Source organism: Haloglomus salinum (genome assembly GCF_024298825.1).
Classification (GTDB): domain Archaea; phylum Halobacteriota; class Halobacteria; order Halobacteriales; family Haloarculaceae; genus Haloglomus; species Haloglomus salinum.
In genome coordinates this window covers 2009219-2035457 of record NZ_CP101153.1, presented here as the reverse complement: position 1 = coordinate 2035457, position 26239 = coordinate 2009219, and the positions used below count along the sequence as shown (strand labels likewise).

Annotated in this window: 27 protein-coding genes; 11 read left to right on the top strand and 16 right to left on the bottom strand. The window is 70.0% G+C overall.

Going from position 1 to position 26239, the window contains the following annotated elements:
• Positions 1-155: 155 nt before the first annotated feature.
• From NL115_RS09775 to NL115_RS09750, 6 genes are all read right to left on the bottom strand, one after another.
• Positions 156-1925, bottom strand: coding sequence for a nitrite/sulfite reductase (locus NL115_RS09775; protein WP_254832995.1), 1770 nt, complete (start codon positions 1923-1925; stop codon positions 156-158).
• Complete coding sequence (locus tag NL115_RS09770; RefSeq protein WP_254832994.1) at positions 1925-2710, bottom strand: molybdenum cofactor guanylyltransferase; 786 nt, start codon at positions 2708-2710, stop codon at positions 1925-1927. Before NL115_RS09770 ends, NL115_RS09775 begins: the two co-directional genes overlap by 1 nt.
• Positions 2707-2922: a hypothetical protein gene (locus tag NL115_RS09765; protein ID WP_254832993.1), complete on the bottom strand. Its 216-nt coding sequence runs from the start codon at positions 2920-2922 to the stop codon at positions 2707-2709. Before NL115_RS09765 ends, NL115_RS09770 begins: the two co-directional genes overlap by 4 nt.
• Positions 2922-4253 (bottom strand): MFS transporter, encoded by a 1332-nt coding sequence (locus NL115_RS09760; RefSeq protein WP_254832992.1) that lies wholly within the window; start codon positions 4251-4253, stop codon positions 2922-2924. The genes NL115_RS09765 and NL115_RS09760 overlap by 1 nt, the downstream gene beginning before the upstream one ends.
• Positions 4250-6403 carry an assimilatory nitrate reductase NasA gene (gene nasA, locus NL115_RS09755; protein ID WP_254832991.1) on the bottom strand — a complete coding sequence of 718 codons (2154 nt, stop codon included), beginning with the start codon at positions 6401-6403 and terminating at the stop codon, positions 4250-4252. Before nasA ends, NL115_RS09760 begins: the two co-directional genes overlap by 4 nt.
• Before the next feature lie 372 nt (positions 6404-6775).
• Complete coding sequence (locus NL115_RS09750) at positions 6776-7186, bottom strand: DUF2237 family protein (RefSeq protein WP_254832990.1); 411 nt, start codon at positions 7184-7186, stop codon at positions 6776-6778.
• 145 nt (positions 7187-7331) lie between these two features.
• Between NL115_RS09750 and NL115_RS09745 the strand changes: the two genes are divergently transcribed.
• From NL115_RS09745 to NL115_RS09735, 3 genes are all read left to right on the top strand, one after another.
• The gene (locus NL115_RS09745) at positions 7332-8021 is read left to right on the top strand and encodes a DUF4232 domain-containing protein (RefSeq protein WP_254832989.1); all 690 of its coding nucleotides are present in this window, start codon (positions 7332-7334) and stop codon (positions 8019-8021) included.
• A gap of 88 nt (positions 8022-8109) precedes the next feature.
• A complete protein-coding gene (locus NL115_RS09740; RefSeq protein ID WP_254832988.1) occupies positions 8110-9195 on the top strand; it encodes an SDR family oxidoreductase in 1086 nt (361 codons plus the stop codon).
• A gap of 77 nt (positions 9196-9272) precedes the next feature.
• Entirely contained in the window at positions 9273-10172 is a 900-nt protein-coding gene (locus tag NL115_RS09735) for a diacylglycerol/lipid kinase family protein (RefSeq protein ID WP_254832987.1), read from the top strand.
• 72 nt (positions 10173-10244) lie between these two features.
• Here the strand turns inward: NL115_RS09735 and NL115_RS09730 are convergent, their stop codons facing one another.
• Complete coding sequence (locus NL115_RS09730) at positions 10245-10616, bottom strand: Hsp20/alpha crystallin family protein (RefSeq protein WP_254832986.1); 372 nt, start codon at positions 10614-10616, stop codon at positions 10245-10247.
• Positions 10617-10866: 250 nt separating this feature from the next.
• A complete protein-coding gene (locus NL115_RS09725; protein ID WP_254832985.1) occupies positions 10867-11172 on the bottom strand; it encodes a DUF7577 domain-containing protein in 306 nt (101 codons plus the stop codon).
• Between the two features lie 251 nt (positions 11173-11423).
• Here NL115_RS09725 and NL115_RS09720 point away from each other — a divergent pair, with 251 nt between their 5' ends.
• A complete protein-coding gene (locus NL115_RS09720; RefSeq protein WP_254832984.1) occupies positions 11424-12431 on the top strand; it encodes a transcription initiation factor IIB in 1008 nt (335 codons plus the stop codon).
• Positions 12432-12471: 40 nt separating this feature from the next.
• Here the strand turns inward: NL115_RS09720 and NL115_RS09715 are convergent, their stop codons facing one another.
• From NL115_RS09715 to NL115_RS09700, 4 genes are all read right to left on the bottom strand, one after another.
• Entirely contained in the window at positions 12472-12648 is a 177-nt protein-coding gene (locus tag NL115_RS09715; RefSeq protein ID WP_254832983.1) for a hypothetical protein, read from the bottom strand.
• Between the two features lie 1799 nt (positions 12649-14447).
• Positions 14448-15542, bottom strand: coding sequence for a CAF17-like 4Fe-4S cluster assembly/insertion protein YgfZ (ygfZ, locus tag NL115_RS09710; RefSeq protein ID WP_254832982.1), 1095 nt, complete (start codon positions 15540-15542; stop codon positions 14448-14450).
• A 97-nt stretch (positions 15543-15639) separates the two neighbouring features.
• Positions 15640-15783 (bottom strand): hypothetical protein, encoded by a 144-nt coding sequence (locus NL115_RS09705; RefSeq protein WP_254824457.1) that lies wholly within the window; start codon positions 15781-15783, stop codon positions 15640-15642.
• A gap of 151 nt (positions 15784-15934) precedes the next feature.
• Entirely contained in the window at positions 15935-16234 is a 300-nt protein-coding gene (locus NL115_RS09700) for a DUF6432 family protein (RefSeq protein ID WP_254832981.1), read from the bottom strand.
• Positions 16235-16418: 184 nt separating this feature from the next.
• Here NL115_RS09700 and NL115_RS09695 point away from each other — a divergent pair, with 184 nt between their 5' ends.
• The 3 genes from NL115_RS09695 to purH all read left to right on the top strand — a co-directional run bounded on the left by NL115_RS09695 (position 16419) and on the right by purH (position 19700).
• Positions 16419-17417: a DUF7093 family protein gene (locus NL115_RS09695; protein WP_254832980.1), complete on the top strand. Its 999-nt coding sequence runs from the start codon at positions 16419-16421 to the stop codon at positions 17415-17417.
• 126 nt (positions 17418-17543) lie between these two features.
• The gene (locus NL115_RS09690) at positions 17544-17936 is read left to right on the top strand and encodes a DUF5611 family protein (protein ID WP_254832979.1); all 393 of its coding nucleotides are present in this window, start codon (positions 17544-17546) and stop codon (positions 17934-17936) included.
• 159 nt (positions 17937-18095) lie between these two features.
• Positions 18096-19700 (top strand): bifunctional phosphoribosylaminoimidazolecarboxamide formyltransferase/IMP cyclohydrolase, encoded by a 1605-nt coding sequence (gene purH, locus NL115_RS09685; protein ID WP_254832978.1) that lies wholly within the window; start codon positions 18096-18098, stop codon positions 19698-19700.
• Between the two features lie 38 nt (positions 19701-19738).
• Here the strand turns inward: purH and NL115_RS09680 are convergent, their stop codons facing one another.
• Positions 19739-21115, bottom strand: a complete 1377-nt coding sequence (locus tag NL115_RS09680; protein WP_254832977.1) for a hypothetical protein — start codon at positions 21113-21115, stop codon at positions 19739-19741.
• Between the two features lie 99 nt (positions 21116-21214).
• Between NL115_RS09680 and NL115_RS09675 the strand changes: the two genes are divergently transcribed.
• The 3 genes from NL115_RS09675 (at position 21215) to NL115_RS09665 (ending at position 22801) form a co-directional block, all read left to right on the top strand.
• Positions 21215-21754 (top strand): cupin domain-containing protein, encoded by a 540-nt coding sequence (locus tag NL115_RS09675; protein WP_254832976.1) that lies wholly within the window; start codon positions 21215-21217, stop codon positions 21752-21754.
• 76 nt (positions 21755-21830) lie between these two features.
• A complete protein-coding gene (locus NL115_RS09670) occupies positions 21831-22331 on the top strand; it encodes a cupin domain-containing protein (RefSeq protein ID WP_254832975.1) in 501 nt (166 codons plus the stop codon).
• Positions 22332-22399: 68 nt separating this feature from the next.
• The gene (locus NL115_RS09665) at positions 22400-22801 is read left to right on the top strand and encodes a DCC1-like thiol-disulfide oxidoreductase family protein (RefSeq protein WP_254832974.1); all 402 of its coding nucleotides are present in this window, start codon (positions 22400-22402) and stop codon (positions 22799-22801) included.
• Positions 22802-22817: 16 nt separating this feature from the next.
• Here NL115_RS09665 and NL115_RS09660 read toward each other — a convergent pair whose 3' ends face one another.
• Positions 22818-23981, bottom strand: a complete 1164-nt coding sequence (locus NL115_RS09660) for an acyl-CoA dehydrogenase family protein (RefSeq protein WP_254832973.1) — start codon at positions 23979-23981, stop codon at positions 22818-22820.
• Between the two features lie 224 nt (positions 23982-24205).
• Between NL115_RS09660 and NL115_RS09655 the strand changes: the two genes are divergently transcribed.
• A complete protein-coding gene (locus tag NL115_RS09655) occupies positions 24206-24724 on the top strand; it encodes an HPP family protein (protein ID WP_434084019.1) in 519 nt (172 codons plus the stop codon).
• A 9-nt stretch (positions 24725-24733) separates the two neighbouring features.
• On the opposite strand, the gene NL115_RS09650 is transcribed toward NL115_RS09655, so the two are convergent.
• Together NL115_RS09650 and NL115_RS09645 are read right to left on the bottom strand one after the other, a co-directional pair.
• Positions 24734-25267: a DUF6653 family protein gene (locus tag NL115_RS09650; RefSeq protein ID WP_254832971.1), complete on the bottom strand. Its 534-nt coding sequence runs from the start codon at positions 25265-25267 to the stop codon at positions 24734-24736.
• 120 nt (positions 25268-25387) lie between these two features.
• A complete protein-coding gene (locus tag NL115_RS09645) occupies positions 25388-26179 on the bottom strand; it encodes a ribonuclease H-like domain-containing protein (RefSeq protein ID WP_254832970.1) in 792 nt (263 codons plus the stop codon).
• Between the last annotated feature and the right edge of the window lie 60 nt (positions 26180-26239).

The window sequence follows — 26239 nt, the reverse complement described above, 5'->3', positions numbered from 1 at the left end:
GGGGCAGGGCCCGGGAAGGGCTGTCGATTGCGGCGGCCGCGGTGGTCAGTTCGCGGGCCATGGTGGCTCGCCCGCCTCGCCGAACAGCTCCGGCGCGGCGTCCATCGGCGCGACCGTCGGTGCATCCTCCCCCTCGGAAGGTGTGTCCCCGGGCATCAGTCGTCGGCCGGTGCCGGGCTATCGTCGGGGCTCGACTCGTCGGCGAACGGGTACCAGGACTGCTTGGCGTCGTGGAGCGCCGGGTCGACGTAATCGGTCTCCTCGGGTTCGAGGAGTTCGGTGATGGCCTCGCTCCCGGTGGCGTCGACCCACTCGCGGAACGACTGGCCGTCCTCGCGGTGGGCGGCGAAGGCGCTGAGCAGGGTCGCGAGCGCGCCGGGCACCTCGTCGGCGGGAACCCGCTGGCGGACCCAGTCGACGAAGGAGGGGTCCTCGCCCATCCCGCCGCCGACGCCGATGTCGAGCGCCTCGACCATCTCGCCGTCCTTGCGCCCGCGCATCCCGAGCAGGCCGATGTCGGCGGTGTTGGCGTGGCCACAGTCCGCGGTACAGCCCGAGAAGTGCAGCTTGATGGTGTCCACGTCGTCGGGCAGGTCGACGTTCCGGTCGAGCCAGCGGAGCATCCGGGCCTCCCGTGCCTTGGTCTCGGCGAGCGCGAGCGAGCAGAACTCCGTGCCCGTGCAGGCCATGCCGCCGCGCTCGAAGACGGTGGGGTCCGGTGAGTACGCCTCGAGCAACGGCTCCTCCAAGAACGCCGCGAGGTCGGCCTCGGGGATGTCCATCACGAGCGGGTTCTGCCGCCGGGTGAGCCGCACCTCGCCGCTCCCGTACGCCTCCGCGAGGTCCGCCAGCGCACGGGCGTCGTCTGCGGGGAGGCGCCCGACGGGGACGTTCAGTCCCACGAAGTAGCGCCCGTCGTGTTGCTCGTGGACGCCGACGTAGTCGATGGGGCCCTCCGGGACGCTCTCGTGGTCGCCGTGGCCGGCGTTGTACGTGTAGGACTCGCGGCAGTCCTCGCCCGCGGTCCGGAGTTCCCAGTCGACGTACTCGGTCTGGAGCTGCTCGCGGATGGCGTCGGTACCGCGCTCGTCGACGAAGAACCGGGCGCGGTTCTTGTTCCGGTTGGTCCGGTTCCCCTCGTCGTGGTAGAGTTCGACGAAGCCACGAACCAGATCGACCGCGCGCTCGGGCGGGACCCACACGTCCAGCGGCCGGGCGACGCGGGGCTCGTGACCGCCGAGCCCGCCGCCGATACGGACGTTGAAGCCGACCCGGGAGTCCCCCTCGACGGCCTTCATCGCGGGTTCGAGCCCGATATCGTTGATGGCGTCCTGCGCGGAACCGTCGGGGATGCCCGAGACGCTGATGTTGAACTTGCGGGGCATGTTCGCGAGGTCGTCGTCGTCGCGAATCTCCGCCTGGATCTCCTCCAGGATGGGCTTCGTGTCGATGACCTCGCGGGCGTCCTTCCCGGCGGTGGGGTTGCCGGTGATGTTGCGCATCGTGTCGCCGCCCGCAGAGCGGGTCGAGAGGCCGGCGCCCTCGAGTGTCTCCCAGACGTCCGGTACGTCTTCGAGTTCGATCCAGTGGAGCTGGACGGACTGGCGCGTGGTGAGGTCGAGCCATCTGTCCCCGAACTCGGGGTTCTCGACCGGGCCGTCGGCGTACTCGTCGGCGACCTCCGCCAGCGCGCGGAACTGCCCCGGGTCGAGGACGCCGTCGGTGCCCGTGAGCCGCAGCATGAAGTAATCCTCCTGGCCGGTCCGCTGCTGGAAGACGCCCCAGAACTTGAACCGGGTGAACCAGTCCTCGCGCTCGTCCTCGGGGATGGCGTCGACGCCCCCGCTCTCGGCGAACGCCAGCAGCTGCTCGCGGACCTCGTCACCGTAGCAGTCCGCCTTGATGCCCTCCTTCTTGTGTGGCATCAGGGCTCACCTCGGCCGGGGAGTCGCTCGGTGTGACTGGCAGGCCTGTTCGTCGTCGATGCCGCGTTCTCGTGCGTAATTCCCATCATACTAGAGCTATCCGCACTGCTCGACGCCTGTCCGCCCGATACCTCATCGAGTTCGTGCTGCGTGTCGATATCCCGGACGACGGCCGGCGAGACGGGCACGGCCACGGGGTCGACCCGCGCGAGCACGTCGCGGAGTGCCTGCGAGCCGGCCGCCATCGTCCGGATGGCTGCCTCCTGGGCCCGGTCCTGCCGGTAGACTGCGCCGAGCGGCTGGCGTCGTCCGTCAGCCACCGGTGCCGCGCCCGTCGGAGCGGCCGCGGTCTCGGCGCCGGACCCCGTCTCGCCCGTCGCGTGGTCGAACAGGTCCGCGACCGTCGCGGTCCGGAGGAACGGCTGGTCACAGCCCGCAACCGCGACGTGCCGGCCCCGCGTCACGCGGAGGCCCGTCAGCAGGCCCGCGACGGGCCCCTCGTCGGGTACCGGGTCGACCGCGAACCGGACCGGCAGGCGGTCGTCGAGCCCTTCGAGGGCGCTCGCCAGTTCGTCGCGCTGAGCCGCGCGACAGTTGACGACGAGTTCGTCGACGGCGGGCGCGAGCGCGGCCGCCGTGTGGCTGACCAGCGGCGCGCCCGTGAGCTCGGCGAGCGCCTTGTCCGGCTCGCCGAACCGGGTCGAGCGGCCGCCAGCGAGGAGCAGCCCCGACCGCTCGGGCCGGCCGTCGCAGGGGCGCTCGTCGGGGGAGGAGTCCCCACTCATGTCAGGAACCCCGCGGAGCCGGTGAACGCCAGGTACAGCGAGAACACCGTGACGAGCACCGCCAGCAGCATCTCGGCGTACAGCACGACCCGGCCCCAGCGGTACCAGTCGTCGTGCTCGACGTTCTCGCCGCCGGCGTGCGGGTCCGGGGCGTCGCCGTCACCGGCCGTTCCGTCGCCGGCGCCGGCGCCGGTGGGTGTCGGGCCCGCCATCAGTCGTCACCTCCGGGGACGGCGCCCCCACCATCGCCGAGCCAGCGCTCCCGCGACCCGATGCCGTGACTGGACAGGCCCCCGTCGTGGCGCATCGCCCAGACGAAGAAGCCGATGATGGGCAGGAACAGGCCCAGCGCGACCACGGCGTAGCCGGTGTGGATGTTCGGGACGTAGCCGTAGACCAGCGGGATGACGATGCCGCCGGTCGTGGAGATGCCGCCGATGAACCCCGCCGCCGTCCCCGGGCGGTCCGGGAAGATGAGCGGGACGATGGCGAACACGCCGCCGGTCCCGAAGCTGACGGTGATGCCGAACACCGCGAGTACGATCACCGACAGCGGGAGTAGCCCCAGTAGTCCCGCGACGGTCAGCAGCACCATCATGGCCGTGATGCACAGCAGCGCGGTCAGCAGCCAGTGGACCCGGGGTGCGTAGTCGAGGCTGTCTGTCAGGACGGGGTAGGGAGTCCACCCCTTGCGCTGCCAGAGGTCGGACATGTACCCCGAGAACGGCCGCCAGAGCGAGGCGTTGAACGACTGGACGGCCGCGAACGTCCCCGCAGCGGTCTGGACCGCGGCGACGCTCTCGAAGCCGAGGTCGGCGATAGCCGTCTCGAAGCCCTGCGCGTAGTAGCTCGGGAGCCAGGAGTTCATCGCGATCTCCAGCCCGAACGACATCAGGTACGCCAGCATCAGCGCGATGGCGGCGTACCGGCTCCAGACGTACAGCGTGTCCTTCAGCGAGGTGTTGTCGGCTGCGGTCTGGGCCGTCTTCGCGTCGCGAGCGGGCTCACCACGCCACTTGTACAGCACCGCGATGAGGACCGCGCCGATACCCAGGTGGAGGAAGGCGTCGCCGAAGTTGACGCCGTACAGCCGGGGCAGCACCAGCGCGCCGACGCCGGCGCCGACGTTACCGGTCCCGGCGTAGAGACCCTCGGCGGTGCCCATCTCGTGCTCGTCGAACCACTGTGCGACGTGCTGGATGCCGACGACGAAGCTGATGCCCGCTGCCGCGACGACGAGCCGCATGACGAACAGCACGTCGTAGCTCTCGACGAACGCGGAGGCGATGCTCACCAGGCCCGTGACCGAGAGGATGACCGCGAAGGCGTTGTGGGCGCCAACGCGGTCGGCCGCCCAGCCAGCCAGCACGCGCCCCGGCGGCGCGAGGAAGATGGCCGACGACGCGAGCAGCGCGAGCTCGGCCGTCGTGAGGTCGAACGCGGCCCCGATGCTCGGCGAGAACGCCGCCGTCGAGAACCACATCAGGAACGCCCAGAAGAACCCGAGCGTCGCCAGACAGAGCTGCTCGACCTTGTGCGTCATTCCGCCACCTCCGTGAGCGCCTCGCGGTCCTCGGGCAGCGCGTCGTCGTCCGGCTGGGCGAGGTCGGCCTCGCACTCGTCGGGACGGACCTCGACCCGCACCGCGCACTGCTTGAGGTTCGGCTCCGCGGAACGCGGGTCACGGTCCGGCGTCGTCAGCCGGTTCGTCGCGGGATGGTGGATAGAGAGCCAGACCAGGCCCTCGGGGACCGCCTCGTCGGGGTGGAGCGTCACGTCCACGGTGCCCCGGCGCGAGGCGAGCGTGACCTCGCGCTCGCCGTCGGGCGCGACGCTGGACATCGTAGTCGGCGCGACCCGCGCGACGGGCGCCGTCGGCTCGCCCGGTCCGGTGCCGTCGCGGCTCCTGACGCCGGTGTTGTAGCCGTCAGCCTCACGCCCCGTCGTCAGGACGAGCGGGTACGCCTCGTCGGTCGGTTCGGCGTCGTGGGTCTCGACCGCAGTCGAGAACCGCGCCCGCCCGGAGGGTGTCGGGAACGACCAGTCGGCGGTGGCGTCGTCGTCCTCGCCCTCGGCTGCCGAGTGGTACCGGTAGCCGCCGCTCGCCCGCGGCTCGGGCGCCGGCCACCGGACAGCCGTCTCGGCCTCCAGCCGGGTGTAGGAGAGCCCGGAGCAGTCGGCGTCCGTTCCGTCCGTGAGGTCGCAGAACTCGCGGAAGACGGCCTCGGGGTCGAGCGGCGGCTCGCCCAGCAGGCCCGGACAGAGCCGCTGCCCGACCTCGGCGACGATATCGATGTCCTGCCTGACGCCGGACGGCGTGTCCGTCGCCGCACGGACCCGGGAGACCGTCCGTTCCATGTTCATCACGGTCCCCGCGGACTCGCCCCACGTGGCGGCAGGGAGCACCACGTCGGCGTACTCGACGGTCTCGGAGTGGAACGCGTCCTGGACGACGAGGAAGGACTCGTCGAGGCGGTCGGCGACGTTGCCGGCGTCGGGCACGCCAGCGACGGGGTTGGTGGCGACCGTCCAGACGACGTCGACCTCGTCCTCGACGGCCGCGATGGTGTCGACCGGGCCGGGACCGGTGTCGTCGGGCAGGCGCCCCGGGTCCACGTCCCAGTAGTCGGCGACGGCCGCGCGTTCGTGCGGGTCCTGGAAGTCCCGGTGGCCGGGCCAGGAGCCCTTCGAGGAGCAGACGCGGGTGCCCATCGAGTTCGCCTGGCCGGTCAGGGAGAACGGGCCCGTGTCCGGGCCGAGGTTGCCGGTGGCGAGACAGATGTCGATGAGCGCCCCCGAGGTGGCGGTCCCGTCGACGGACTGGTTGACGCCCATCCCCCAGTAGACCAGCGTCTGGCGGCCGAAGGCGTCCGCGAGCGCGTCCACGTCGGCTATCGGGACGCCCGCCTCGGCGGCGGCCGCGTCGGCGTCGGGGAGCTTCGCCCGCAGTTCGTCGAACCCGGTCGTGGCGTCCGCGACGAACGACTCGTCGACGTCACCGCGCTCGACGACCCGCGCCAGGACGGCCCGTGCCAGCGCCAGGTCGCCGCCCGGGTCGAGGGCGACGTGGCGGTCAGCGAGGTCCGCGGTCTCGGTCGCGACGGGGTCGACGACGAGGAGTTCGCCGCCCTCGGCTGACTCGCGGATCCACCTGAACAGCACCGGGTGTGCGACGGCCGGGTTAGCCCCCCAGACGACGTGGGCCTCGGCACCGGGGATGTCGTCGTACGTGCAGGGCGGCGCGTCGCTGCCGAACGCGTCGTAGTAGGCAGTGACGGCGCTCGCCATGCAGAGTGTGGTGTTCGCGTCGTAGTACCGGGTCCCGATGCCACCGCGGGCGAGCTTCCCGAGCGCGTAGGCGGCTTCGTTGGTCTGCTGGCCGCTTCCCAGGACCGCGACCGCGTCGGGTGACTTCGCCATCGCCCGCCGCATCGCCCCGGCGGCCTCGTCGAGGGCGTTCTCCCACGTTGTCGGGAGCAGTTCGCCGTCGCGCCGGACCAGCGGTCGCGTGAGCCACGACCCGTCGGGGTCGGCCGACTCGCGAGTCCCCCGCCGGCAGGCCAGCCCCTCGCTGACCGGGTGCATCGGATCGCCGCTGACGGTGTCGATGCCGTAGCCGTCGTCGACGGCGCGCTGTCGGTGGCCACAGCCGACCGCACACCGCATACAGGTGGTCGACACCCACTCGCTCATCCGGACACCTCCGGACGAACGACGATGCGACGCTCGTCTATCCTTCGGCAGAATAGCTTTTCGAACATCAGTTATTCACGCTAAGAACAGACCGAACAGACGTATTTACGCGTTATCGTTTATATATGCGGAAAAAACATCTCGTGAATCTCCGGAGCACGGAATCTTGGAACGGATATAATGATTCGGGCATTCTCGAACGTCCGAATCTGGAGCCCGTTACGGGACAGAACTGGACGAGCGTCAGGTCGGGGCAGGAATTGCATCCGGAGCCAGGCAGTGGCGGCGAAGGAGAGTTACGGGGGAAGCGCGCGGGAGAATCGGCCCCGACCACGATGCGGTCGGTGATCGGGGTCGGTACCCCGTCCCCGTTCAGTCGAGGTCGATTGGCGCGTCCGCGTCGTGCGCGTGTGCCTCGAGCCGGGACGGTGGAATCATGTCGAGCACGGACTCGTTCGTCGCTTCGAGGACGACCGGCGGAGCCTGACCCGCCTCGGCGGCCTCCAGCCACCGGGGCACACAGACACACCAGCGGTCGCCCGGTTCCAGCCCGGGGAAGTTCAGGTCCGGGCGGGGGGTCACCAGGTCGTTGCCCTGGGCGCGGCTGTACTCGAGGAACGCCTCGGTCATCACCGCACAGACCTCGTGGCGGCCCGGGTCGCGCAGGAGCGCGTGGCACTCGCCGTCGCGCAACGCGCCGGTCATCGGGTCCGTACTGCACGGTTCGAGCGGGTCGCCCAGGACGTTGCGCTCGTCGTCGGGCGGCGTGGGCGCGTCGGACATACCCGTCACTGCGGCCGGCGGCGTCATCAACCCCCGGCCGGCGGCGACCGTGAACACTCGGACACGAGACAGCAGGCCACACGGTACCGCAAACGGGCGTTTGAGGCATCGACTAGTTCATGCCGTGAACGCGCGTCTGGTGGGTATGCACATCGAGCCATCCGACCGTCCGACCCGCCGAACCCTCCTCCGTGCCGGTGGGCTCGCGGGGCTCGCACTCCTCGCGGGCTGTACGACCGGAGCCAGCGACCCGGGCACGGGTGACGAGCCGACGCCCACGCCCACCGGCACCGACGGCGGCCTCGCCGGTGCCGACGGTGACGGCGGGGCAGCCGGTGGCACCCGACCCGCCGGGAGCGGCGGCCCCGGCGTCTCGCTGGTCGGTATCGACGGACCGGCCGCGCCGCTCGCGGCCGACGTGACGCTCGTAGCACCCGTCGCGACCGCCGAGGCGCCACCCGCGCTCCGCGTGACGCTCACCAACACCGGCGACGGCGCCGTGCGGATTGGTGAGGGGCGTGCCGCGCGTTTCCGGTACGTCCACGACGAGTCCGGGCGGCTCGTCCTGCTCCCGGTCGAGAGCGAGTGGGACGCCGAACCGGACTGCTGGCGGCTCCGCCACGGTATCGTCACCACCGAGGAGTACCGCACGTTCGAACTGGCGCCGGGCGCGTCGGCGACGGCCGACCTGGCGCTGTACGCGAGCTCGGAGACGGACGCCTGCCTCCCGGTGGGCGAGCACACGTTCCGGACCCGCTACCAGGTCGGCCCTGCCGGCTCGGCACCCGGTGAGGGGAGCGGCGGCGAGTGGGGTTTCACGGTCCTGCTGGAGTGAGTTCCCGTGGCGCACCGGGCGGAACGATATAAGCGGGGCCTGTACACACGGGGCAACCTCTTTGTCGGCGGCCCGCCCGGTCGGGGCCATGACGGACGTGTTCCTGACCGGGTTCCCGGGGTTCCTGGGCTCGGCGCTTGTCGAGGTACTGCTGGAACGACACGACGAGGATGCTACGGTGACCTGCCTGGTGCAGCCGAAGTTCCGCCCGGAGGCCGAGACCCGGGTGAGCGACATCGGCGACGACGTCGATGCCGACGCCGAGGCCCGGGTCGAACTCGTCGAGGGCGACATCACGGACCCCGAACTCGCGGTCGACGACTACGACGCGCTTGTCGACGAAACCGACGTGGTGTACCATCTCGCGGCCATCTACGACCTGACGATGGATCGGGCGCCCGGCAAGGCCGTCAACATCGACGGGAGCGCCCACATGGCCGAGTTCGCCGCCGCGGCCGACGCCGACCGCTTCCACTACGTCTCCAGCGTCGTCGTCGCGGGCGACTACGAGGGCCGCTTCACCGAGGACATGCTCCAGGAGGGCCAGTCATTCTACAACTACTACGAGTCCACGAAGCACATGGCCGAGGTACAGGTCCGCGAGCGGATGGACGAGGTGCCCACGACCATCTACCGCCCCGGCGTCGCCGTCGGCGACAGCGAGACCGGCGAGACCCAGAAGTACGACGGGATGTACGCCTTCGTCGAGGGGCTCGTCGACCAGGGCGACAACGCCGTCATCCCGGCGCCGAAGGGTGCCAGCGAGGGCGAGTTCAACGTCGTCCCCCGCGATTACATCGTCGACGCCATCGGCTACCTCTCGGGCATCGACGAGTCCGAGGGGAAGACGTACCACCTCGCGGACCCGGACCCGCCGACGACGACGGAACTCGTGAAGATTCTGGGGGAGGCGGCGGGCAAGGACCGCACCTTCGTCGTCCCGTACCCGAAGGGCATCGTGAAGGGCCTGCTGGAGAGCCTGAAGCCCGAATCCGAGCTGCTGAAGAGTGGCGGGCTGGAGTACCAGACCTGGCCCGCCTCCTTCGACTGCTCGAACGCCGTCGCGGACCTCGAAGGGTCGGGCATCGAGTGCCCCGACTTCGAGGACTACGCCGAGACGCTCGTGGAGTTCTACCGCGAGAACCCCGACATCGGGACGGAAGGGATGAACTGAGGGTCTCGCCCGTGCACCGGCGGTAGCGCGGGACGGTCTCCACACCCCCTAAGTATCCGCACGCCGACCGCCAACGTATGCAGGTCGGGTCGCGCACCCTCATCATGAACCCCGTCAGCGGGACCGGCGACCACGCCGAGATCGTGCGTCAGAAGGCCCGCGGGAAGGGGTTCGCGGTGTGGGAGACGGAGGGTGAGGGTGACGGAGTGACGCTGGGGCGGGAGGCTGGCGAGGAGGGCGTCAGCGAGATCGCCGTCTGCGGGGGCGACGGGACCATCAACGAGGTGCTCCGGGGACTGGAACAGGCCGACCACCTGGGCGAGGTGACGCTGAACGTCATCCCGGCGGGGACGGCGAACCTGCTGGCGAACGCCGTCGGCATCCGGAGCATCGAACACGGGCTCCAGCTCACCGACAAGGGCGAGGTCCGGTCGGTCGACGTGGGACTCGCCGACGGGAAACCGTTCGTCGTCTCCTGTATCGCCGGCTTCCCGGCCGACGCCAGTACCTCGGCCTCGGGCGAGCTGAAGCAGCGCCTCGGCACGCTGGCGTTCGTCGTCAGCGGGCTCCAGCAGGCCGTCGAGTTCGAGGGGGTCGACCTCCGTCTGGACCTCCACGGCGGCGGCAAGAGCGACAGCTGGGAGGGCTCGGCAGTGACCGTCCTCGTCGGGAACGCCCGCCGGTTCGTCGAGCAGGGGGGGCAGGCCGACATGGAGGACGGGCTGTTCGACGTGGCGGTCATCGAGGACGTCCCCGCGGGGAACCTCGCGGTCGAGGCGGTCATCCACCGGCTGCTCGGCGAGGGAACCGACTCGGTCCACCACTTCCAGGCGGCACAGGTCACGGTGACCAGCGACGAGGCCATCACCTTCTCGCGGGACGGGGAGATCGCCGAGCACGACCACGTCACGATGTATGCCCGCCCGCAGGCGCTCGACCTCCGTGTCGGCCCCGACTACGTCCCGAAGCCACGCTGAACGGTGGGCGACGGGCGACGGCACGCGCGCGAAACCCCGTGCCGGACGAACGGCTGACGGCGGGGCGGTGGTTCAGTCGGCCGCCCCCTGCTCGGCGGTGGCGCCACCGGGCGGGCGGCGCCCGTAGACGGGCAGGGTGACGGTCAGTCGGCCCTCGTCGGCGTCGTAGGTCGCACGGATGTCGGCCGCGCGGACGACCGAGGGGAAGTGGAACTCGTTCTCGTACGAGCGGTCGTCAGTGCCCGCAGTCACCGAGAGATAGCCGTCGTCCCACGACACATCGAAGGCCTCGGTGTCGTATCCCGGCAGGTCGAGTTCGAGCACGTACGCGTCCTGCTCGACACGGACGCGGGCGTTCTCGTCCTCGGCGAGCCCGGCGCTCAACAGCCGCACCGGGAACGTGAGAGCATCGAAGAACGTCCGCGTTCGAGACCGGTCACTCATCACAGAGATGTCGTCGCCTCTCGCACGTAAGCGTTCCGCTGGAACTGAATATCAAGAACGTATACCCACAGCACCGAAACAGATAGAACAATATGCAGATATAAAGTCGAGAATCGGAACTCGAACCCACCACATAGCGTACGGACGTGGATAGATGACTCGGCGAATGGGCAGGTGGGCGGGAAACACCGGGCCGGTGCCACGCGTGGCGGACGGCTGGCTGCGGTCCACCGGCAATGTGGACGGACGGTCAGGCGGCGTTCGAGAACGCCTCGCTCCCACCCTGGGCCGGCGTTCCCGAGAGGTCCGCGACACAGGCCCGGCAGAAGCGGTAGTCAGCCGCGTTCCGGACACCACACTCCGTACAGACCACCGTCTCGTCGGCCTCCGTGCCGGCGTCGACCGCGGTCTCGGTGCCCCGGTCGACGGTCTCGCCGTCCCGGTCCGGGGCTGGCGAGCCCTCGTCCCCGTTCCGCCGGATGTAGACGTACACGAGCGTCCCGAGGTGCAGCAGCAGGACGGCCCCGAGCAGGCCGTAGACCTGCGGGTCGTACATGACACGAGGGGCTACGAGCCCCAGCGAAATAAACCGTGGGACGGAGACACACACCGACGAGCAGGGCGGGGATACCGTGCAGGGGCCCATCCACGGGTGGGCATAATAAACGCCAAACTGTTCGGCACAGCGCTGAGGGAGCGGACGGTCCTACGTTCGCGTACGAACGGCGGCCCGTGCCGACCGGCGTCGAACCGGCAACGGGCACCGCCAGCCGGACCGACCCGCGACGCCACCACCACCACGAATCCATGTCCGACACTCGACTCACCCAGCGTGCCGAGCGGTCGTCCGAGGAGACACAGCCGGCAGTCGAGGACGAGGAGACACAGGCGACGCTCGTCTGCCCGGAGTGCGGCGGGAGCCTGAGCGTCGACACGGAGCACGGCGAGACCGTCTGCGAGGACTGTGGGCTCGTCGTCGAGGAGGATAGCATCGACCGCGGCCCCGAGTGGCGCGCGTTCGACGCCCAGGAGAAAGACGAGAAGAGCCGCGTCGGCGCCCCGACGACCAACATGATGCACGACAAGGGGCTCTCGACCAACATCGGCTGGCAGGACAAGGACGCCTACGGCAACAGCCTGTCCAGCAAGCAGCGCCAGAAGATGCAGCGCCTCCGCACCTGGAACGAGCGGTTCCGCACCCGCGACTCCAAGGAGCGCAACCTCAAGCAGGCCCTCGGGGAAATCGACCGGATGGCTAGCGCCCTGGGCCTCCCGGACAACGTCCGCGAGACCGCCTCGGTCATCTACCGCCGCGCGCTCGACGAGAACCTGCTCCCCGGCCGCTCCATCGAGGGCATCGCGACCGCGGCCGTCTACGCCGCCGCGCGGCAGGCGAACGTCCCGCGGAGCCTCGACGAGGTCGCGCGGGTCTGCCGCGTCGACAAGGAGGAGTTCAAACGCGCCTACCGCTACATCGTCAAGGAGCTGAACCTCGCCATCGAGCCGGCGGACCCGACGGAGTACCTGCCCCGGTTCGCGAGCGAGCTCGATGCCGGCGACGCCACCGAGCGCAAGGCCGTCGAACTCATCGAGACCGCCAGCGAGGAACAGCTCCTCTCGGGCAAGTCACCCGTTGGCATCGCGGCGGCCGCGCTGTACGCCGGCTCGCTCCTCACGAGCGAGGGGCTCACCCAGAGCGAGGTCGGCGACGTGGCCGATATCTCCGAAGTCACCATCCGCAACCGGTACAAGGACCTGCTGGAGGCCGCGGGAGTCATGGGCCCCGACTCGGCGGCCGAGACCGCCGGCGCCTGACGAGCCAGGAGTCGTCCGGACCCACCACCCGGCCGGCGCGTCAGGTCGTGAACCCGCCCTCCGCGTCGTGCTCCTCGAGCACCCACTCCAGTTCCTCGATGGCCCGGAGGATGGCCACCTCGGCCTCGTCCTCCAGCGCCGAGGACGGCGGGTCGTGGCTGTCGTACTCGGCCTCAAGTTCGGCGATCCGATCGCGGATTGCCGCCTCGTCGCGCATACGTCGTGGGTAAGGGGGACGGGGCTTGACGGTATCGGTGGCTAGCAGGAGGCGACGATAGTCTCAACGACTGCCACCAGGTGTTGAACGCCCCCGACCGCTCGGTCAATTACAACTGCGATAACAGCAATCACCAGGTGTTGAACGCCCCCGACCGCTCGGTCAATCACAACTGCGACAACAGCAATCACCAGGTGTTGAAAGCCCCCGACCGCTCGGTCAATCACAACTGCGACAACAGCAATCACCAGGTGTTGAAAGCCCCCGACCGCTCGACCGTCCGCGGCTCGCTGCGGTCCTCGGGCGCCAGAGGTGCCCTGCGGTCCTTACTTCGCCGGGGACGGGTCGAGCGGCCGGCCCCTTTCAGTCCCACCCATCGTTGTCTGTTCGGCGGAGCGGCGTCCCTGCCCTTCCCCGAGTCGCGCGGCACTCGGCCACAAGGGCCTCGGCACGCGCTCCCGGCCGGGGAGCGGTTGGTCGGCCGGCCGGTTCCGCCGACAGGAAGCGCGCCGTCGCCTCATCGACCGAGACCGCGAGCGCGAGCGAGCGTGTCGAAGCCTCACGGCGACGGCGCGGGGAGGTTTGGGGCCCCTGCGGCCTGCTGGAACCACCACGTGCGAACGCTCGGCCCAACAAGCAACAGGGCAGGACTGAAAGGGGCCGCTCGCTCGACCCATCCCGGACGAAGCAAGCACCGCAACGAGCGAAGCGAGTGAGGAGCGCAGCGAGTGAGGAGCGAAGCGAGTGAGGAGCGCAGCGAGTGAGGAGCGAAGCGAGTGAGGAGCGCAGCGAGTGAGGAGCGAAGCGAGTGAGGAGCGCAGCGAGTGAGGAGCGAAGCGAGTGAGGAGCGCAGCGAGTGAGGAGCGAAGCGAGTGAGGAGCGCAGCGAGTGAGGAGCGAAGCGAGTGAGGAGCGCAGCGAGTGAGGAGCGAAGCGAGTGAGGAGCGCAGCGAGTGAGGAGCGAAGCGAGTGAGGAGCGCAGCGAGTGAGGAGCGAAGCGAGTGAGGAGCGCAGCGAGTGAGGAGCGAAGCGAGTGAGGAGCGCAGCGAGTGAGGAGCGAAGCGAGGCAGTGAGGAGCGAAGCGAGTGAGGAGCGCGCAGCGAGTGAGGAGCGAAGCGAGTGAGGAGCGCAGCGAGTGAGGAGCGCAGCGAGTGAGGAGGGCGTGAGGAGCGCAGCGAGTGAGGAGCGAAGCGAGTGAGGAGCGCAGCGAGTGAGGAGCGAAGCGAGTGAGGAGCGCAGCGAGTGAGGAGCGAAGCGAGTGAGGAGCGCAGCGAGTGAGGAGCGAAGCGAGTGAGGAGCGCAGCGCGAGTGAGGAGCGAAGCGAGTGAGGAGCGCAGCGAGTGAGGAGCGAAGCGAGTGAGGAGCGCAGCGAGTGAGGAGCGAAGCGAGTGAGGAGCGCAGCGAGTGAGGAGCGAAGCGAGTGAGGAGCGCAGCGAGTGAGGAGCGAAGCGAGTGAGGAGCGCAGCGAGTGAGGAGCGAAGCGAGTGAGGAGCGCAGCGAGTGAGGAGCGAAGCGAGTGAGGAGCGCAGCGAGTGAGGAGCGAAGCGAGTGAGGAGCGCAGCGAGTGAGGAGCGAAGCGAGTGAGGAGCGCAGCGAGTGAGGAGCGCAGCGAGTCCCGGATGGTCGAGCGGGCGGGGGCTTTCTACACGGTTCATCGCGGTTGTCACCGCGGTCCCAGGGAGAGCGGGCGGGGGCTTTCTACAGGTGTAGGAATCGGTTGTCAGCCACACTAAAACGTAGAATTGACATATTTTCGGAAAAGTCGCCAGTTAATTGAGAAATGGTCGTTAGAGCCAGATTTTAACTCACGTACTCCGGAACCCGCGCCGACCGGTCCGAGCCCTCGTAGAGCGGCAGCTCCACCACCTCGGCCGGAACCTCGTCGCCGTCGACACGGACCGTCACGTCGTCCGACGCCAGCCCGAAGTCGACGTAGGCCATCGCCGCCGGCTGGTCGAGCGTCGGTGACTCGACGGCGCGCGTGACCTCGCCGGCCGCGCTGTCGCCGTCGAAGACGGCCGCACCCGCCGTCGGAAGCGCCTCGGGCAGCAGGCCGACCAGCCACTGGGACGGCCGGCCCTGGTTCTCCACCTTCGAGACGACCTCCTGGCCGACGTAGCAGCCCTTCTCGAAGTCGAGCGCGTTCCTGACGCCGGCGACGTTCGGGATGCGCCCCTCCAACTCCGTGTCGAACAGCGGCGTTCCGGCCTCCAGCGCGAGCGTCTCGTAGACCTGATAGCCGAACGGGACGGCGTTCAGCCCCCGCGTGAGGAGCGTGTTGAACACCTCGTTCGCCGCGTCTGCGGCGCAGACGACCTCGTACCCCTCCTCGCCGAGCGGGGCATCCGTCCGGACGACGGTGACGCCGGCGTCACCCAGCGACCCGCGGACGAAGGAGAGGCGCGGGTCCGGCGACCCGGACCCACCGTGGAGGACGGAGGCGACCTTCTCCGTCGAGGTGGGGCCGTGGACACCGAAGACGCCGAAATCGGACGAGGCGTCACGCACCTCGACGTCCTGGATGAAGACCTTCTCCGACCAGTCCTCGACCAGCGGCGCGGCGCGGGCCGGCGGCGTGAACACCAGCAGTTGCTCGCCGGCGTTGTAGACGTACATGTCCGTCGTGATGGCGCCCTGTGGGTCGAGCAACAGCGCGTAGCAGCCCTCGCCGTCCGCGGCCGGGACCCTGTTCGACACCGCGTCGTCGACGAACTCGTGGCGGTCCTCCCCGGTGACGGCGACGACGCCGTAGCCCATCTCGATGACGCCGACCCCGTTCCGGACGGCGGTGGCCGTTCGCTCGGGCCGGTGATACGCCTCCACGGCACGACGGCCGTCCGCGAGCTCGCGGAAGGTCGCCCCGTGTGCCTCGTGTTCCTCCGCGACGACAGTCATACCCGCCGATTGCGGGCGTCGGGGGATAACTCCGACGCCATGGACCCGGCCGTCGCTGGCGAGACAGAACGGACGAGAAGACAGCCGGAAGACGGCCTCAGAGGTCGTACCGAGCGATATCGGTCGACTCACAGGCCGGGCAGCCGGAGGCCGACGGCTCGACGGTCGTGCCACAGCGGCGGCACTCGTGGAAGCCGGCCGAGCGGTTCCCCCGGAGCGCCGCAACGACGCGTGCGATCATATCCCCTCCGAGACGCGCGAGCAGTAAATACCCTGTCGGACTACGTCGGAAGTAGAAACCGCAAGACGGCAGAGGGACGTGTCGCGAGCAGTCAGCCGTACGTCAGACACCTGCGCGACCGCGTACGGTCGGCAGTGGCATCGACGATGGCTCACAGCGGCAGTCTGCCGAGGAGCCGGTCGACGAGCGAGGGGTCGGTCTCCTCGGCCTCGCCGGGGGCGGGCACCACCCGCTCGTCGGGGTAGATGCGCGTCCGGCTCCCCTCCTCCTCGACGCGGATGAGCCCGGCCCCCTTCAGCTCCCCGAGCGCCGCCTCGATGGTGTCGATGTCCAGCTCCGTCCCGGACCGGAGCTCGAACACCGTCATCCCGTCCTCGTGACGGTCGACGAGCGCGTCGAGCACCGCGACCTCGGCCTCGTCCCGGTCACGGAACTCGGGCTTCGCCTGCATACCCGACTGTAGCACGCCGGCGGTCATAAATCCGCGCGGAGCGGGTCGCGGGGAGCCGCCCTGCCGACCCGGCCGCGGACGAGAACCGCGGTGCGGCACGGCGTCTGACGCGTGACTGACGCCCGCACGTCGGGGGTCACACCCTGCAGTACGTTTAAATTCGCGTCGGGGCCACGTTCGCACAATGGGGCTGAAGTGTTCGCTCTTCGGGCACTCGTACGACGAGCGCGAGATGGTCCGAGAGCGCGAATCCAAGGGGAGCGAGGTCGTCACCGTCGTGAAGGACGTCGAGCGTTGCACGGAGTGTGACGCGACGCGCGTCGTCTCGACCAACAAGGAGGTCGTCTCCACCGCGGGCGCCACGGCCGACGGCGGCGTCAGTACCGACACGACCCTCCGGACCCCCGGCGACGAACCCGCCGCGGGGGACAACGACGCCTTCGAGTCACCCGACCAGCTCGGCACCGACGCGCCGAGCGGGACCGGCGAACCGACCACCGCCAGCGAGACGTCGACCGGCGCCGCGACCGAGAGCGCCGACACCGGCGGCTTCGGCAGCATCGTCGACCGGAGCGGGTCGGCCGGCGACGCCGACGACGGCGGTGTCGAGGCGGCCACCGGCGGCGCGGCCGAGACGGTCGCACCCGACACCGGCGAGGACGAGGGTGTCGAGTTGATGACCGACGACGCATCGGACCCGGCGGACCCGGCAGACGTGGACCTCGACGCCGAACCGGCCGACGCGACCGACGTGACGGCCGACGAAGCGGACCCTGTGACCGAGGACGCCGAGATACTCACCGACGAGCCGGCGTCCGACCGCGCACCCGGTCAGTGGCCGGGCGACGAGGCCGGCGAGGCCTGGGAACCGGAGCCGCTGACCCACGACGAGGCCGAGGAGGTCGACGCGCCCGACGAGCCCGAGACGGATGCGAGCGACGCCGACAAGCCGGAATCGGCCGAGATTCTCGACGACGACCGTGACGCGGGGGGGACACCCAACACGGCGGCCGAGCCGGCACCCGACATCGAGCCCGAGCCCGCAGCCACCGCCTCCTTCACGGTCCCGGAGGGCCACTACCGCTGCCCGGAGTGTGGGCACACCATCCCCGCCGAGTCGTCGTTCCGGCGGGGCGACGCCTGCCCGGAGTGTGTCCACGGGTATCTGGAAGCGAGCGAGTAGCGTCCCGACCGCCACCGCACTCCTGACGGCGACCCACCAGAGTCAGCGGCTGCGCCGGGGCGCGTGGGCCGCCGCGGGAGACAGCAGGCCGAAATCGGTAAACCCCTGCTCCGCAAATCGGCGCCCATGGAGGAGTACAAGATGCGCCGGGGCGAGTATCTCGAAGAGCGTGTCCCCGACCTGGAGGGGACCATCGAGGACTACTTCGGCCCCATCACTGGCACGGAGGAGTTCAACGGGAGCGACCTGTACGTCGTCGGCGACCCCGACAACCCCGTCTTCGAGAAGGTCGTCGCGGGCGCCGTCGCCTACTCGGGCAAGAAGGACAAGCTCGCGGTCGACTTCGTCGAGCGCGACCTCGAGAGCCTGATGGAGACGGGCGACGTCGACGCCGCGGGGGACGCCAACGCCGCGAAGAACGACTTCCTGCTGGAGTGTACCGGGCGTGACGCGAAATCCCGTCGCGAGTCGATGAAGCGCGCCGTCGAGGACGACGCCGACACGCCGGACGACGTCTGAGGCTGCGACCACCGTCGACTCCTCTCGAACCCCACCGCAGGAGCGGCCGCGCTGTCACGGACGCGAACACGAGAGCCACGGGAGCGTGGCCCGTGCGAGCGAGCCTCTCGCACCCGCTGGACCGCAACCACTAACGGCCGGCCACCCCGCCACTCGGATATGCAACTGGCCGGAATGGCGTCCAACCGTGGGCGCAACCTGCTGCACATCGCCGACCGCGCACCGGGTGGTGCCGAGTTCGCCGTCGTCCTCGCCAACGAGGAGGGCGCACCCGTCCTCGAGGCGGCCTCCGAGCGTGGCATCCCGACCGAGGTCGTCGTCCGCGAGGAGGGCGAGTCCCGCGAAGCACACGAGGCACGCGTCCGTGAGCGGCTGGCGGGCTACGAGTTCGACCTCGTCTGCCTCGACGGCTACATGCGCATCCTCACCGAGGCGTTCCTCGACGAGGTGCCGACGACGCTCAACGTCCACCCGTCGCTCCTGCCGGCGTTTCCGGGGATGGACGCCCACGAGCAGGTGCTCGGCGCGGGCGTCTCGGTCACTGGCTGTACCGTCCACGTCGTCGACGAGACGGTCGACGGCGGCCCCATCGTCACGCAGGAACCCGTGCCGGTCTACGACGACGACGAGCCGGCCGACCTGAAAGAGCGGGTGCTGTACGAGGCGGAGTTCGCCGCCTACCCGCGCGCCGTCGAGTGGTTCGTCGAGGGCCGCGCCGAGGTCGACCACGACGAGGGCGTCGTCCGCGTCGACGGCGACACCGCCACCCGCGACGACGGCGAGCCGTTCCCGAGACGGCGCCTCGCGGCCGACGACCGGGTCGCCGACCTCCGCTACGGGGAGAACCCCCACCAGGCCGCCGCGCTGTACGCGGACGCCACCTGCGAGGAGGCCAACGTCGTCGACGCCCCGCAGCTGAACGAGGGCGCGAAGGCCCTCTCGTACAACAACTACAACGACGCCGACGGCGCGCTCGACCTCATCAAGGAGTTCGACGAGCCCGCCGCGGCCGTCATCAAGCACACCAACCCTGCCGGCTGTGCGACCGCGGACACGCTCGCGGACGCGTACGCGGACGCCCTCTCGACGGACCCGATGAGCGCGTTCGGCGGCATCGTCGCCCTGAACCGGGAGTGCGATGCGGCCACGGCCGAGCAGATCATCGACTCGTTCAAGGAGGTCGTCGTCGCGCCCGGCTACACCGACGCCGCGCTCGACGTGCTGTTCGAGAAGGAGAACCTCCGCGTGCTGGACGTGGGCGACGAGTCGACCCTCTCCGAGACGAGCGAGCGCCACACCGAGAAGCCCCTCGTCGGCGGCCGACTGGTCCAGGACCGGGACCTGCAGGACGTGAGCGCCGACGACCTGGAGTTCGTCACCGAGCGCCAGCCCACCGACGCGGAGGTCGAGACGATGCTGTTCGCCTGGAAGACGCTCAAGCACGTCAAGTCCAACGGCATCCTGTTCGCGCAGGGCACCGAGACGGTTGGCGTCGGGATGGGCCAGGTCTCCCGGGTCGACGCCGTCCGCCTCGCGGCGATGAAGGCCGAGGAACACGCCGAGGGCAAGGACGCCCAGGGCGCCGTGATGGCCTCGGACGCCTTCTTCCCCTTCCCGGACGGCATCGAGGCGGCCGCCGACGCGGGCATCGAGGCCGTCATCCAGCCCGGCGGCTCCGTCAACGACGAGGACGTCATCGAGGCCGCCGACGAACACGGGATGGCGATGGCGTTCACGGGGCAGCGGTCGTTCCGTCACGACTGACGGGAGCGTTTTTCGCGTCGGAGCGCCGAATTCCCCATTTATCTCGCGACTCTAGCGTAGAGTCCCACCATTGCCGAGATAATCACGACCCCCACACCGAATCCGGGCTGTCCATCACTACTCGTCACGGGCGGCGTTCCGTCGGTCGGCGTCGCGGTGGGGGTCCCGTCGACCACGGGTGTCGGCGTCGGTGAGGCGGTCGGCGGCTCCGGGCCCGCAGTCGGGGTAGTCGGCGTGGGCGTCGGGGGGTCGGTCACGGTCGGAACCGGCGTCCCGTTCGTGGGTGTCGCCGTCACCGTCGCCGCCGTGACCGTGGTCGGTGTGGCTGTCGGGGTCGCCGTCGACCGGACCCGCAGCGTGCCCACATCCTGCTCGTGGCCGTTCTGGTACACGGTCAGGTCGTATTCGCCCGGCGGGAGTGCATCGGTATCGGGACGGCGTTCGACAGTCGCGTTCGCGAAGGTGGCGCCGGTGGTGGCCCCGAACAGTTCGGCGGGCGGTGCCGAGCCCGCGGCCGCGGTGTCGAACCGGAGTTCACCGTAGTCGTTCTCGCGGGTGGTGGTGAACGTCGCGTTCGCGAGGAACGGCGCGTTCTCGGAGCCGATGCGGACGGTCGCGCTCGGATGGCATCGCGTCAGCACGCCGATGCCGACAGTCTCCCCAGAGTCGATGGTGACGGGTGACCCGTCGAGGACGACCCGGGTTTCGGTGGTCGCCTCCAGCGTGACGCGATCGGTCGTCGTCGCTCCGGTCGAGACACCTTCGACGACGAAGTCGTACTCGTCGGCGCGACAGGCGAAGGTCGCGGGGAACTCCATCGTCAGCTGCCCGTCCGTGACCGGGACCCGGACACCATCCGCGGTTCTGGTGCCGCCGGTCAGGTCGGCGAGGGTGTCGACGCTCAGGCGCTCTGACCGGACGTAGACCGCATCGTCGTCGCTGGCCGAGACCGTGAACGATGCGGTCCCGCCGTCATCATCGACATCGACGATTCCCTGCCGGGGAACGACGCGGAAGGTACAGTCGAGCACCTCCCAGGCGGCGTCCGAGGCATCGCCGGTCCGGGTCTGGTAGCCCGTCCCGTCGACCACGACCGGCGCCCCGCTCTCGTTGCGGAGGACGTAGACCCCCCCGAGACCGTTCGTGGGGACGACTCCGGTCGCGTTCGCGTCGAGGGTGACCTCCTTCTCCGGCGGCGCGATCGGTGGCGGGTCCTCGGTCGTGACCTCGTAGGTGGCGTTGGCGCTGCTGTTGGGTGCGCCGAAGAAGGCTCGTTGTCCCTCACAGTACGTCTCGCCGGAGGCGAGCGTCGCGTTCGAGAGGGTACGGTCGTCGTCGACCGCTGCCGCGGGTGACGCGAGCACGAGCACTCCCACCATCCCGAGCACGACGACCAGCGCGGGAAGCAGTCGCATATCGTCGCGTGCTCCTCGGCTGTAAAGAAACCCGTGGCCACCGTCACCACGGCACGCGCGACCGGTACGCTGAGGGCCCCGGCGTCCGGTGGCAGGCGCATGGACCCCGTGAACGCCGACGACCTCGAGTGGACGGAGACGGAGGAAGGGGCGACCCACTTCCGGCGGAAGCAACTCGCCGCGGCGGCGGGTGGCGAGCGCATCGGGACGAGCCTCTACGAACTCCCGCCCGGTGCCCGCTCGTGGCCGCTCCACTACCACACGGGCAACGAGGAGGCGTTCTTCGTGCTGGACGGCGAGGGGCGGCTCCGGACCGACGAGGCGGACGATACCGAGGACGGCCACCCCGTCGAAGCGGGCGACTACGTGGCCTGTCCCGCTGACGAGCGCGGCGCCCACCAGCTCGTCAACACGGGGGCGGAACCGCTGCGCTTCCTCGCCATCTCCACGATGAACGAGCCCGACGTGGCCGTCTACCCCGAGTCCGGGACCGTCGGCACCTTCGTCGGTCGGGCACCGGGTGGCGAGGGCGACGCGTCGCCAACGTTCTTCCGCGAGGCCGACGCGGTGGGCTACTGGGACGCGGACGGCCCTGGTGGTCACGCTGCGGCCGGGAGCGAGGGCGACGGCGCCGAGTGACCTGCGGCCGGCGCCGACGAACCCGACGACAGCGACGGGGAGTAGGCTTTAGTCCGCCACCCGCGACGGGCCGGCCATGGAACACGTGCGCATCGAGGACGTGGACTCGTGGATGAGCCCGGCGAGCGCGAAACGCCCGCTGTCGAACGCGCTCGGCGCCGAGGACGTCACCATCAACCACTACGAGCTCGCGCCGGGCGAGAGCTTCGCCTTCGGCTACCACCAGCACGAGGGCCAGGAGGAGGTCTTCTACGTGCTGGAGGGGACCGCGACGTTCGAGGCAGGGGAGCCGCGACGCGGCTCCGAATCCGCGAGCGAGGACGGGGAGGTCCGTGTGGCGCAGGGGGAGGCGGTCCGGTTCGCCCCGGGCGAGTGGCAGCAGGGGACCAACGAGACCGACGAGCGTGTCGTCGCGCTGGCCATCGGCGCGCCCGCCGAGATGGGTGAGACGACCATCCTCCGCGAGTGCGAGGACTGCGGCGAGCGGACCGAGCAGGCCGTCCAGCCGACCGAGGACAAGGACGCGCTCGTCACCGTCTGCCAGGACTGCGGCGCGGAGACCGGTCGCTTCGACTGATTCGCCGTCAGCCGGTCGCCGCCGCACTCGGCAGAAGTCACTCCCCACTCGCGCCCGTACGAGTACGCATGAGCGACATCCGTGACGCCAGCGGGGACGGACCGGCCTGGTTCGTCTACGACGACGACTGCGGTTTCTGCTCGTGGTGGGCGGCCGTCGCGGCCGAGCACACCGACCTCGGCATCATCGGGTTCGCGGCGCTCACCGACGAGGAACGCGCGCGCCTCCCCGGCGACTACGAGGACTGTGCCCACCTCCTGACCGAGGACGAGGTGTGGTCCTGTGGCGCGGCCATCGAGGCCGTCCTCGGCCGGCTCGGTGTGCTGCCCCGGGAGCTGCGGCTGTTCCTGAACCAGACGGCCGACTACGGGCCAGTGCGGGAGAAACTGTACCGCGCGGCGGCAGACCGGCGGGCCTGGTGGGGCCGGTTCGTCTCCGAGGCGCCACCGGAGCGCCGGGAACCGCAGTGAGAGCGCCGACAGACCGCTACTCGAATGCGGGGATGCCGGTCAGGTCGTGGCCGAGGATGAGCGAGTGGATGTCGTGGGTGCCCTCGTAGGTGTAGACCGTTTCGAGGTTGGCCATGTGGCGCATCGGCGAGTAGTCCGCCGTGATGCCGTTCCCGCCCAGCATCTCACGGGCGATGCGGGACTGGTCCCGGGCCATCCGCACGTTGTTGCGCTTGGCCATCGAGACCTGCTCCGGGCGCAGGTCACCGCGCTCCTTCAGCTCGGTGAGCCGGTAGGCGAGCAACTGGGCGGTGGTAATCTGCGTGGCCATCTCGGCGAGTTTCTCCTGCTGAATCTGGAAGCCGCCGATGGGCTTGCCGAACTGCTCGCGGTCGGTGGCGTACTCCCGCGCGGTCTCGAAACAGTCACGGGCGGCGCCGATGGCGCCCCACGCGATGCCGAAGCGCGCCTGCGTGAGACAGGAGAGCGGCCCCTTCATCCCCTGCACGTCGGGCAGGACGTTGGCCTCGGGGACGTAGACGTTCGACAGTTCGATCTGGCCGGTAATCGAGGCCCGGAGCGAGAGCTTCTCGTCGATTTTCGGCGTCTCGACGCCGTCGCGGTCCGTCTCGACGAGGAACCCACGAACGGGGTCGTCCGGGGACGAACGGTCGCGCGCCCACACGAGCGCCACGTCCGCGAGCGGGGAGTTGGTAATCCAGGTCTTGGTGCCGTTCAGCACGTATCCGTCGTCCTCGGCCTCGGCGTAGGTCTCCATCCGAGACGGGTTCGAGCCGTGGTTAGGCTCGGTCAGCCCGAAGCAGCCGATTTTCTCGCCGGTCCCCATCGCCTCGAGCCACTCGTCCTTCTGGGCCTCGCTGCCGTACGTGTAGATGGGGTACATCACGAGCGACCCCTGCACCGACGCCATCGACCGCAGCCCCGAGTCGCCCGCCTCCAGCTCCTGCATCAGGATGCCGTAGGCTCGCTCCGAGAGGTCCGGCAGCCCGTAGCCCGAGAGGTTCGGACCGTAGAAGCCGAGTTCGCCCATCTCCGGGATGAGGTCCTTCGGGAACGTCCCCTCGATCCAGTGGTCCGCGACGACCGGCTTGACGTTGTCCTCCACGAAATCGCGCGCCGTGTCCCGGACCATCCGCTCCTCCTCGGTCAGGTCCGCCTCCAGATCCACGTAGTCGAGCATACCCGATTCAGGGGTAGCGCGCGGAAAAACGTGCGGGTCGAGTGCCGTGGATTGCTGGCTCGTTTATGTATAGAATCCCGTGTGAGGGCCACCTGCCCCGCCTGCCTATCTCCCGGCGGCGAATACTGCGACCTCCTCGCCAGAACCGGACGGCCGGCCAGTGTTCCGAGCCGAAATCCCCGGACCTTTGTCCACGGACCGTCCGAGCCACGGGCGTGTCCCGCATCGACGCCCGTACGCTCCGGACCGGCCTCGCAGCGGGTGCGCTTCTCCTCGTCTCCGGGGGTGCCGCGTGGCTCACGGGCCTCCCGGCGCTGTTCCCCAGCCTCGGCCCGACGGCGTACGTGCTGGCCGACCGCCCGACGGCGTCCGAGAGCCAGCCGCGCCGGGTGCTCGGCGGCCACGCCATCGGTGTCGTCGCGGGACTGGCGTGCTTCGTCCTGCTGGTCGGGTCCGGGAGCGTCGCGGCGCCGCCAGCCGCCGGGTCGCTGGCTGGCCTCCGCCTCGCCGCCGCAGGGGTCCTCAGTGTCGGGCTCACGACCGGCGCGATGCTCGCGACGGACCTCCGCCACGCGCCGGCGTGCGCGACCACGCTCATCGTCTCGCTGGGCCTGCTCTCGACGGCCCGCGCGGGCCTACTCGTCGTCGCGGCGGTCGCGGCGCTGGTCGCGGTCCACCGCGCCGGGCGGGTGGCCGTCTCGCAGGGCCAGCGGACGCTGGGTGCGAGCGATACGATGCAGTAACCTGGACAGTTACTCACATAACTCTGTGATAGTCTCGATACTCTGGGCCGAATCGGAGAATTCCGGATTTTCGTTCGAAGATTCGTCCCGCTGGTCGTATCGTCGGGCGATGACCGCTATCCACGCGAGCTTCAGCCCGGACGCGAGGAGGGTTGCCACGGCGGTCGCTCGCGGCCGTCGGCGGAGTGCGGCCACGAGCCCGACGACGTACGCCAGCGCGCCGGCGAGGTTGACGACGTTCGGCCAGTCCAGCCCCAGCGTCCCGCGGCCCTCGCCGAGCCACCACCGCTCGGCGCGCACGCCGCGGGTCATCCAGCTCTCTGTCTCCGGGTCCGGCGGGGAGAACAGGAACGGGTTGACGACGACCCACCCCAGGACGACCGCGAGCAGGCGCTTGCTCCGCAGGTGAACCGCGAGCAGCAGCGCAGGGCCGGCGGGGACCCGGGTCCAGCCGCTCCACGGGTTCTCGTGACGCGCCCACATCGTCGCTTCCAGGCGTTCGCGGAGGCTGGCGGGAGTGTTCTCGGCCGTGTCGGGAACCATACCGGAGAGAGGTTCCACTGTGCCGTGAGTGTTGTTCCGGTCGAGCCCGCGGGGGCTTTCAACAGGTGCTTGTCGCCGTCGGCAGTCGGATTGCCGCTAGAACAGACAGGTGCCTTCTCCCTACTCCCCACCATCACGCGCCGCCACGAACACCTCGTCGTGGAGCCGCTCGCCGACCAGGTCCATCAGCCGCCGGAGGTTGACCGTGTCCTCACGGTTGTACGATACCAGGGTCGCCAGGCTGCTCGCGTCGCCGCGCTCGTACTCGCGCCAGAGCCGCACCGCGTCCCGGCCGGAGATGTCCGGGCGGTCGCGGTCGATGCCGACGTCCTGTTCGATGCGCTTGAGCCCCCCGTCGAGGCCGAGGCGCTTGCAGGGGTACATCAGGTCGAGGTGGGCCGCCTCGGTCGACCAGTCCAGCGAGGTCTCGAGGAACGGCTGGTCGAAGCGGATGCCGTTGAACGTCACCAGCAGCGGCGCGTCGAGCGCGTCGGCGAGTCGCTCCCGGGTCAGCGGCTCGTGGGGCGGCTCCGTGCCGCCGCCGTTGACCAGTGTCCGCGTTTCGCCGTCGCGGTGGACGCTCACAGTGGTCACGTCGTCGCGGTGTTCGTCCAGCCCGGTCGTCTCGATATCGAAGAAGGCGGCCTCGTCGCGGAAGTCCTCGTAGAGCCGCCAGCGCTCGCTGGAGGGGAGGCGCTCGTCGAAGAAGGTAGCGTCGCGGTCGTCCAGTCGCTCGGGTGCCTCGTCGACGAACGCCTCGATGCGGTCGGCCGTCGTCGCGCCGACGCCGCGGCAGTCCCGCGCCACGGCCGGGTCGTAGTCGGCCCAGCGCGTCACGCCTCGCTGCCACAGCCGCCGCTCGGTGGCCTCGCCGACCCCGCGGACCCCGATGAACGAGTTCGTCAGTCGCACGTCGAACCGTTCCCATCCCCGGGAGCATAAACGCTCCGTGCGCACTCTCGTTTGTGCGGT

Excerpts from the sequence above, each read along its gene's own strand:
- NL115_RS09745 (WP_254832989.1), top strand. The coding sequence starts at position 7,332 with ATGCACATCGAGCCATCCGACCGTCCGACCCGCCGAACCCTCCTCCGT.
- NL115_RS09695 (WP_254832980.1), top strand. The coding sequence starts at position 16,419 with ATGGGGCTGAAGTGTTCGCTCTTCGGGCACTCGTACGACGAGCGCGAG.
- NL115_RS09650 (WP_254832971.1), bottom strand. The coding sequence starts at position 25,267 with ATGGTTCCCGACACGGCCGAGAACACTCCCGCCAGCCTCCGCGAACGC.
- NL115_RS09700 (WP_254832981.1), bottom strand. The coding sequence starts at position 16,234 with ATGCAGGCGAAGCCCGAGTTCCGTGACCGGGACGAGGCCGAGGTCGCG.
- NL115_RS09675 (WP_254832976.1), top strand. The coding sequence starts at position 21,215 with ATGGACCCCGTGAACGCCGACGACCTCGAGTGGACGGAGACGGAGGAA.
- NL115_RS09670 (WP_254832975.1), top strand. The coding sequence starts at position 21,831 with ATGGAACACGTGCGCATCGAGGACGTGGACTCGTGGATGAGCCCGGCG.
- NL115_RS09665 (WP_254832974.1), top strand. The coding sequence starts at position 22,400 with ATGAGCGACATCCGTGACGCCAGCGGGGACGGACCGGCCTGGTTCGTC.
- purH (WP_254832978.1), top strand. The coding sequence starts at position 18,096 with ATGCAACTGGCCGGAATGGCGTCCAACCGTGGGCGCAACCTGCTGCAC.
- nasA (WP_254832991.1), bottom strand. The coding sequence starts at position 6,403 with ATGAGCGAGTGGGTGTCGACCACCTGTATGCGGTGTGCGGTCGGCTGT.
- NL115_RS09750 (WP_254832990.1), bottom strand. The coding sequence starts at position 7,186 with ATGTCCGACGCGCCCACGCCGCCCGACGACGAGCGCAACGTCCTGGGC.
- NL115_RS09740 (WP_254832988.1), top strand. The coding sequence starts at position 8,110 with ATGACGGACGTGTTCCTGACCGGGTTCCCGGGGTTCCTGGGCTCGGCG.
- NL115_RS09725 (WP_254832985.1), bottom strand. The coding sequence starts at position 11,172 with ATGTACGACCCGCAGGTCTACGGCCTGCTCGGGGCCGTCCTGCTGCTG.
- NL115_RS09775 (WP_254832995.1), bottom strand. The coding sequence starts at position 1,925 with ATGCCACACAAGAAGGAGGGCATCAAGGCGGACTGCTACGGTGACGAG.
- NL115_RS09735 (WP_254832987.1), top strand. The coding sequence starts at position 9,273 with ATGCAGGTCGGGTCGCGCACCCTCATCATGAACCCCGTCAGCGGGACC.
- NL115_RS09730 (WP_254832986.1), bottom strand. The coding sequence starts at position 10,616 with ATGAGTGACCGGTCTCGAACGCGGACGTTCTTCGATGCTCTCACGTTC.
- NL115_RS09760 (WP_254832992.1), bottom strand. The coding sequence starts at position 4,253 with ATGACGCACAAGGTCGAGCAGCTCTGTCTGGCGACGCTCGGGTTCTTC.
- NL115_RS09690 (WP_254832979.1), top strand. The coding sequence starts at position 17,544 with ATGGAGGAGTACAAGATGCGCCGGGGCGAGTATCTCGAAGAGCGTGTC.
- NL115_RS09660 (WP_254832973.1), bottom strand. The coding sequence starts at position 23,981 with ATGCTCGACTACGTGGATCTGGAGGCGGACCTGACCGAGGAGGAGCGG.
- NL115_RS09770 (WP_254832994.1), bottom strand. The coding sequence starts at position 2,710 with ATGAGTGGGGACTCCTCCCCCGACGAGCGCCCCTGCGACGGCCGGCCC.
- NL115_RS09715 (WP_254832983.1), bottom strand. The coding sequence starts at position 12,648 with ATGCGCGACGAGGCGGCAATCCGCGATCGGATCGCCGAACTTGAGGCC.
- NL115_RS09705 (WP_254824457.1), bottom strand. The coding sequence starts at position 15,783 with ATGATCGCACGCGTCGTTGCGGCGCTCCGGGGGAACCGCTCGGCCGGC.
- ygfZ (WP_254832982.1), bottom strand. The coding sequence starts at position 15,542 with ATGACTGTCGTCGCGGAGGAACACGAGGCACACGGGGCGACCTTCCGC.
- NL115_RS09720 (WP_254832984.1), top strand. The coding sequence starts at position 11,424 with ATGTCCGACACTCGACTCACCCAGCGTGCCGAGCGGTCGTCCGAGGAG.
- NL115_RS09765 (WP_254832993.1), bottom strand. The coding sequence starts at position 2,922 with ATGGCGGGCCCGACACCCACCGGCGCCGGCGCCGGCGACGGAACGGCC.
- NL115_RS09680 (WP_254832977.1), bottom strand. The coding sequence starts at position 21,115 with ATGCGACTGCTTCCCGCGCTGGTCGTCGTGCTCGGGATGGTGGGAGTG.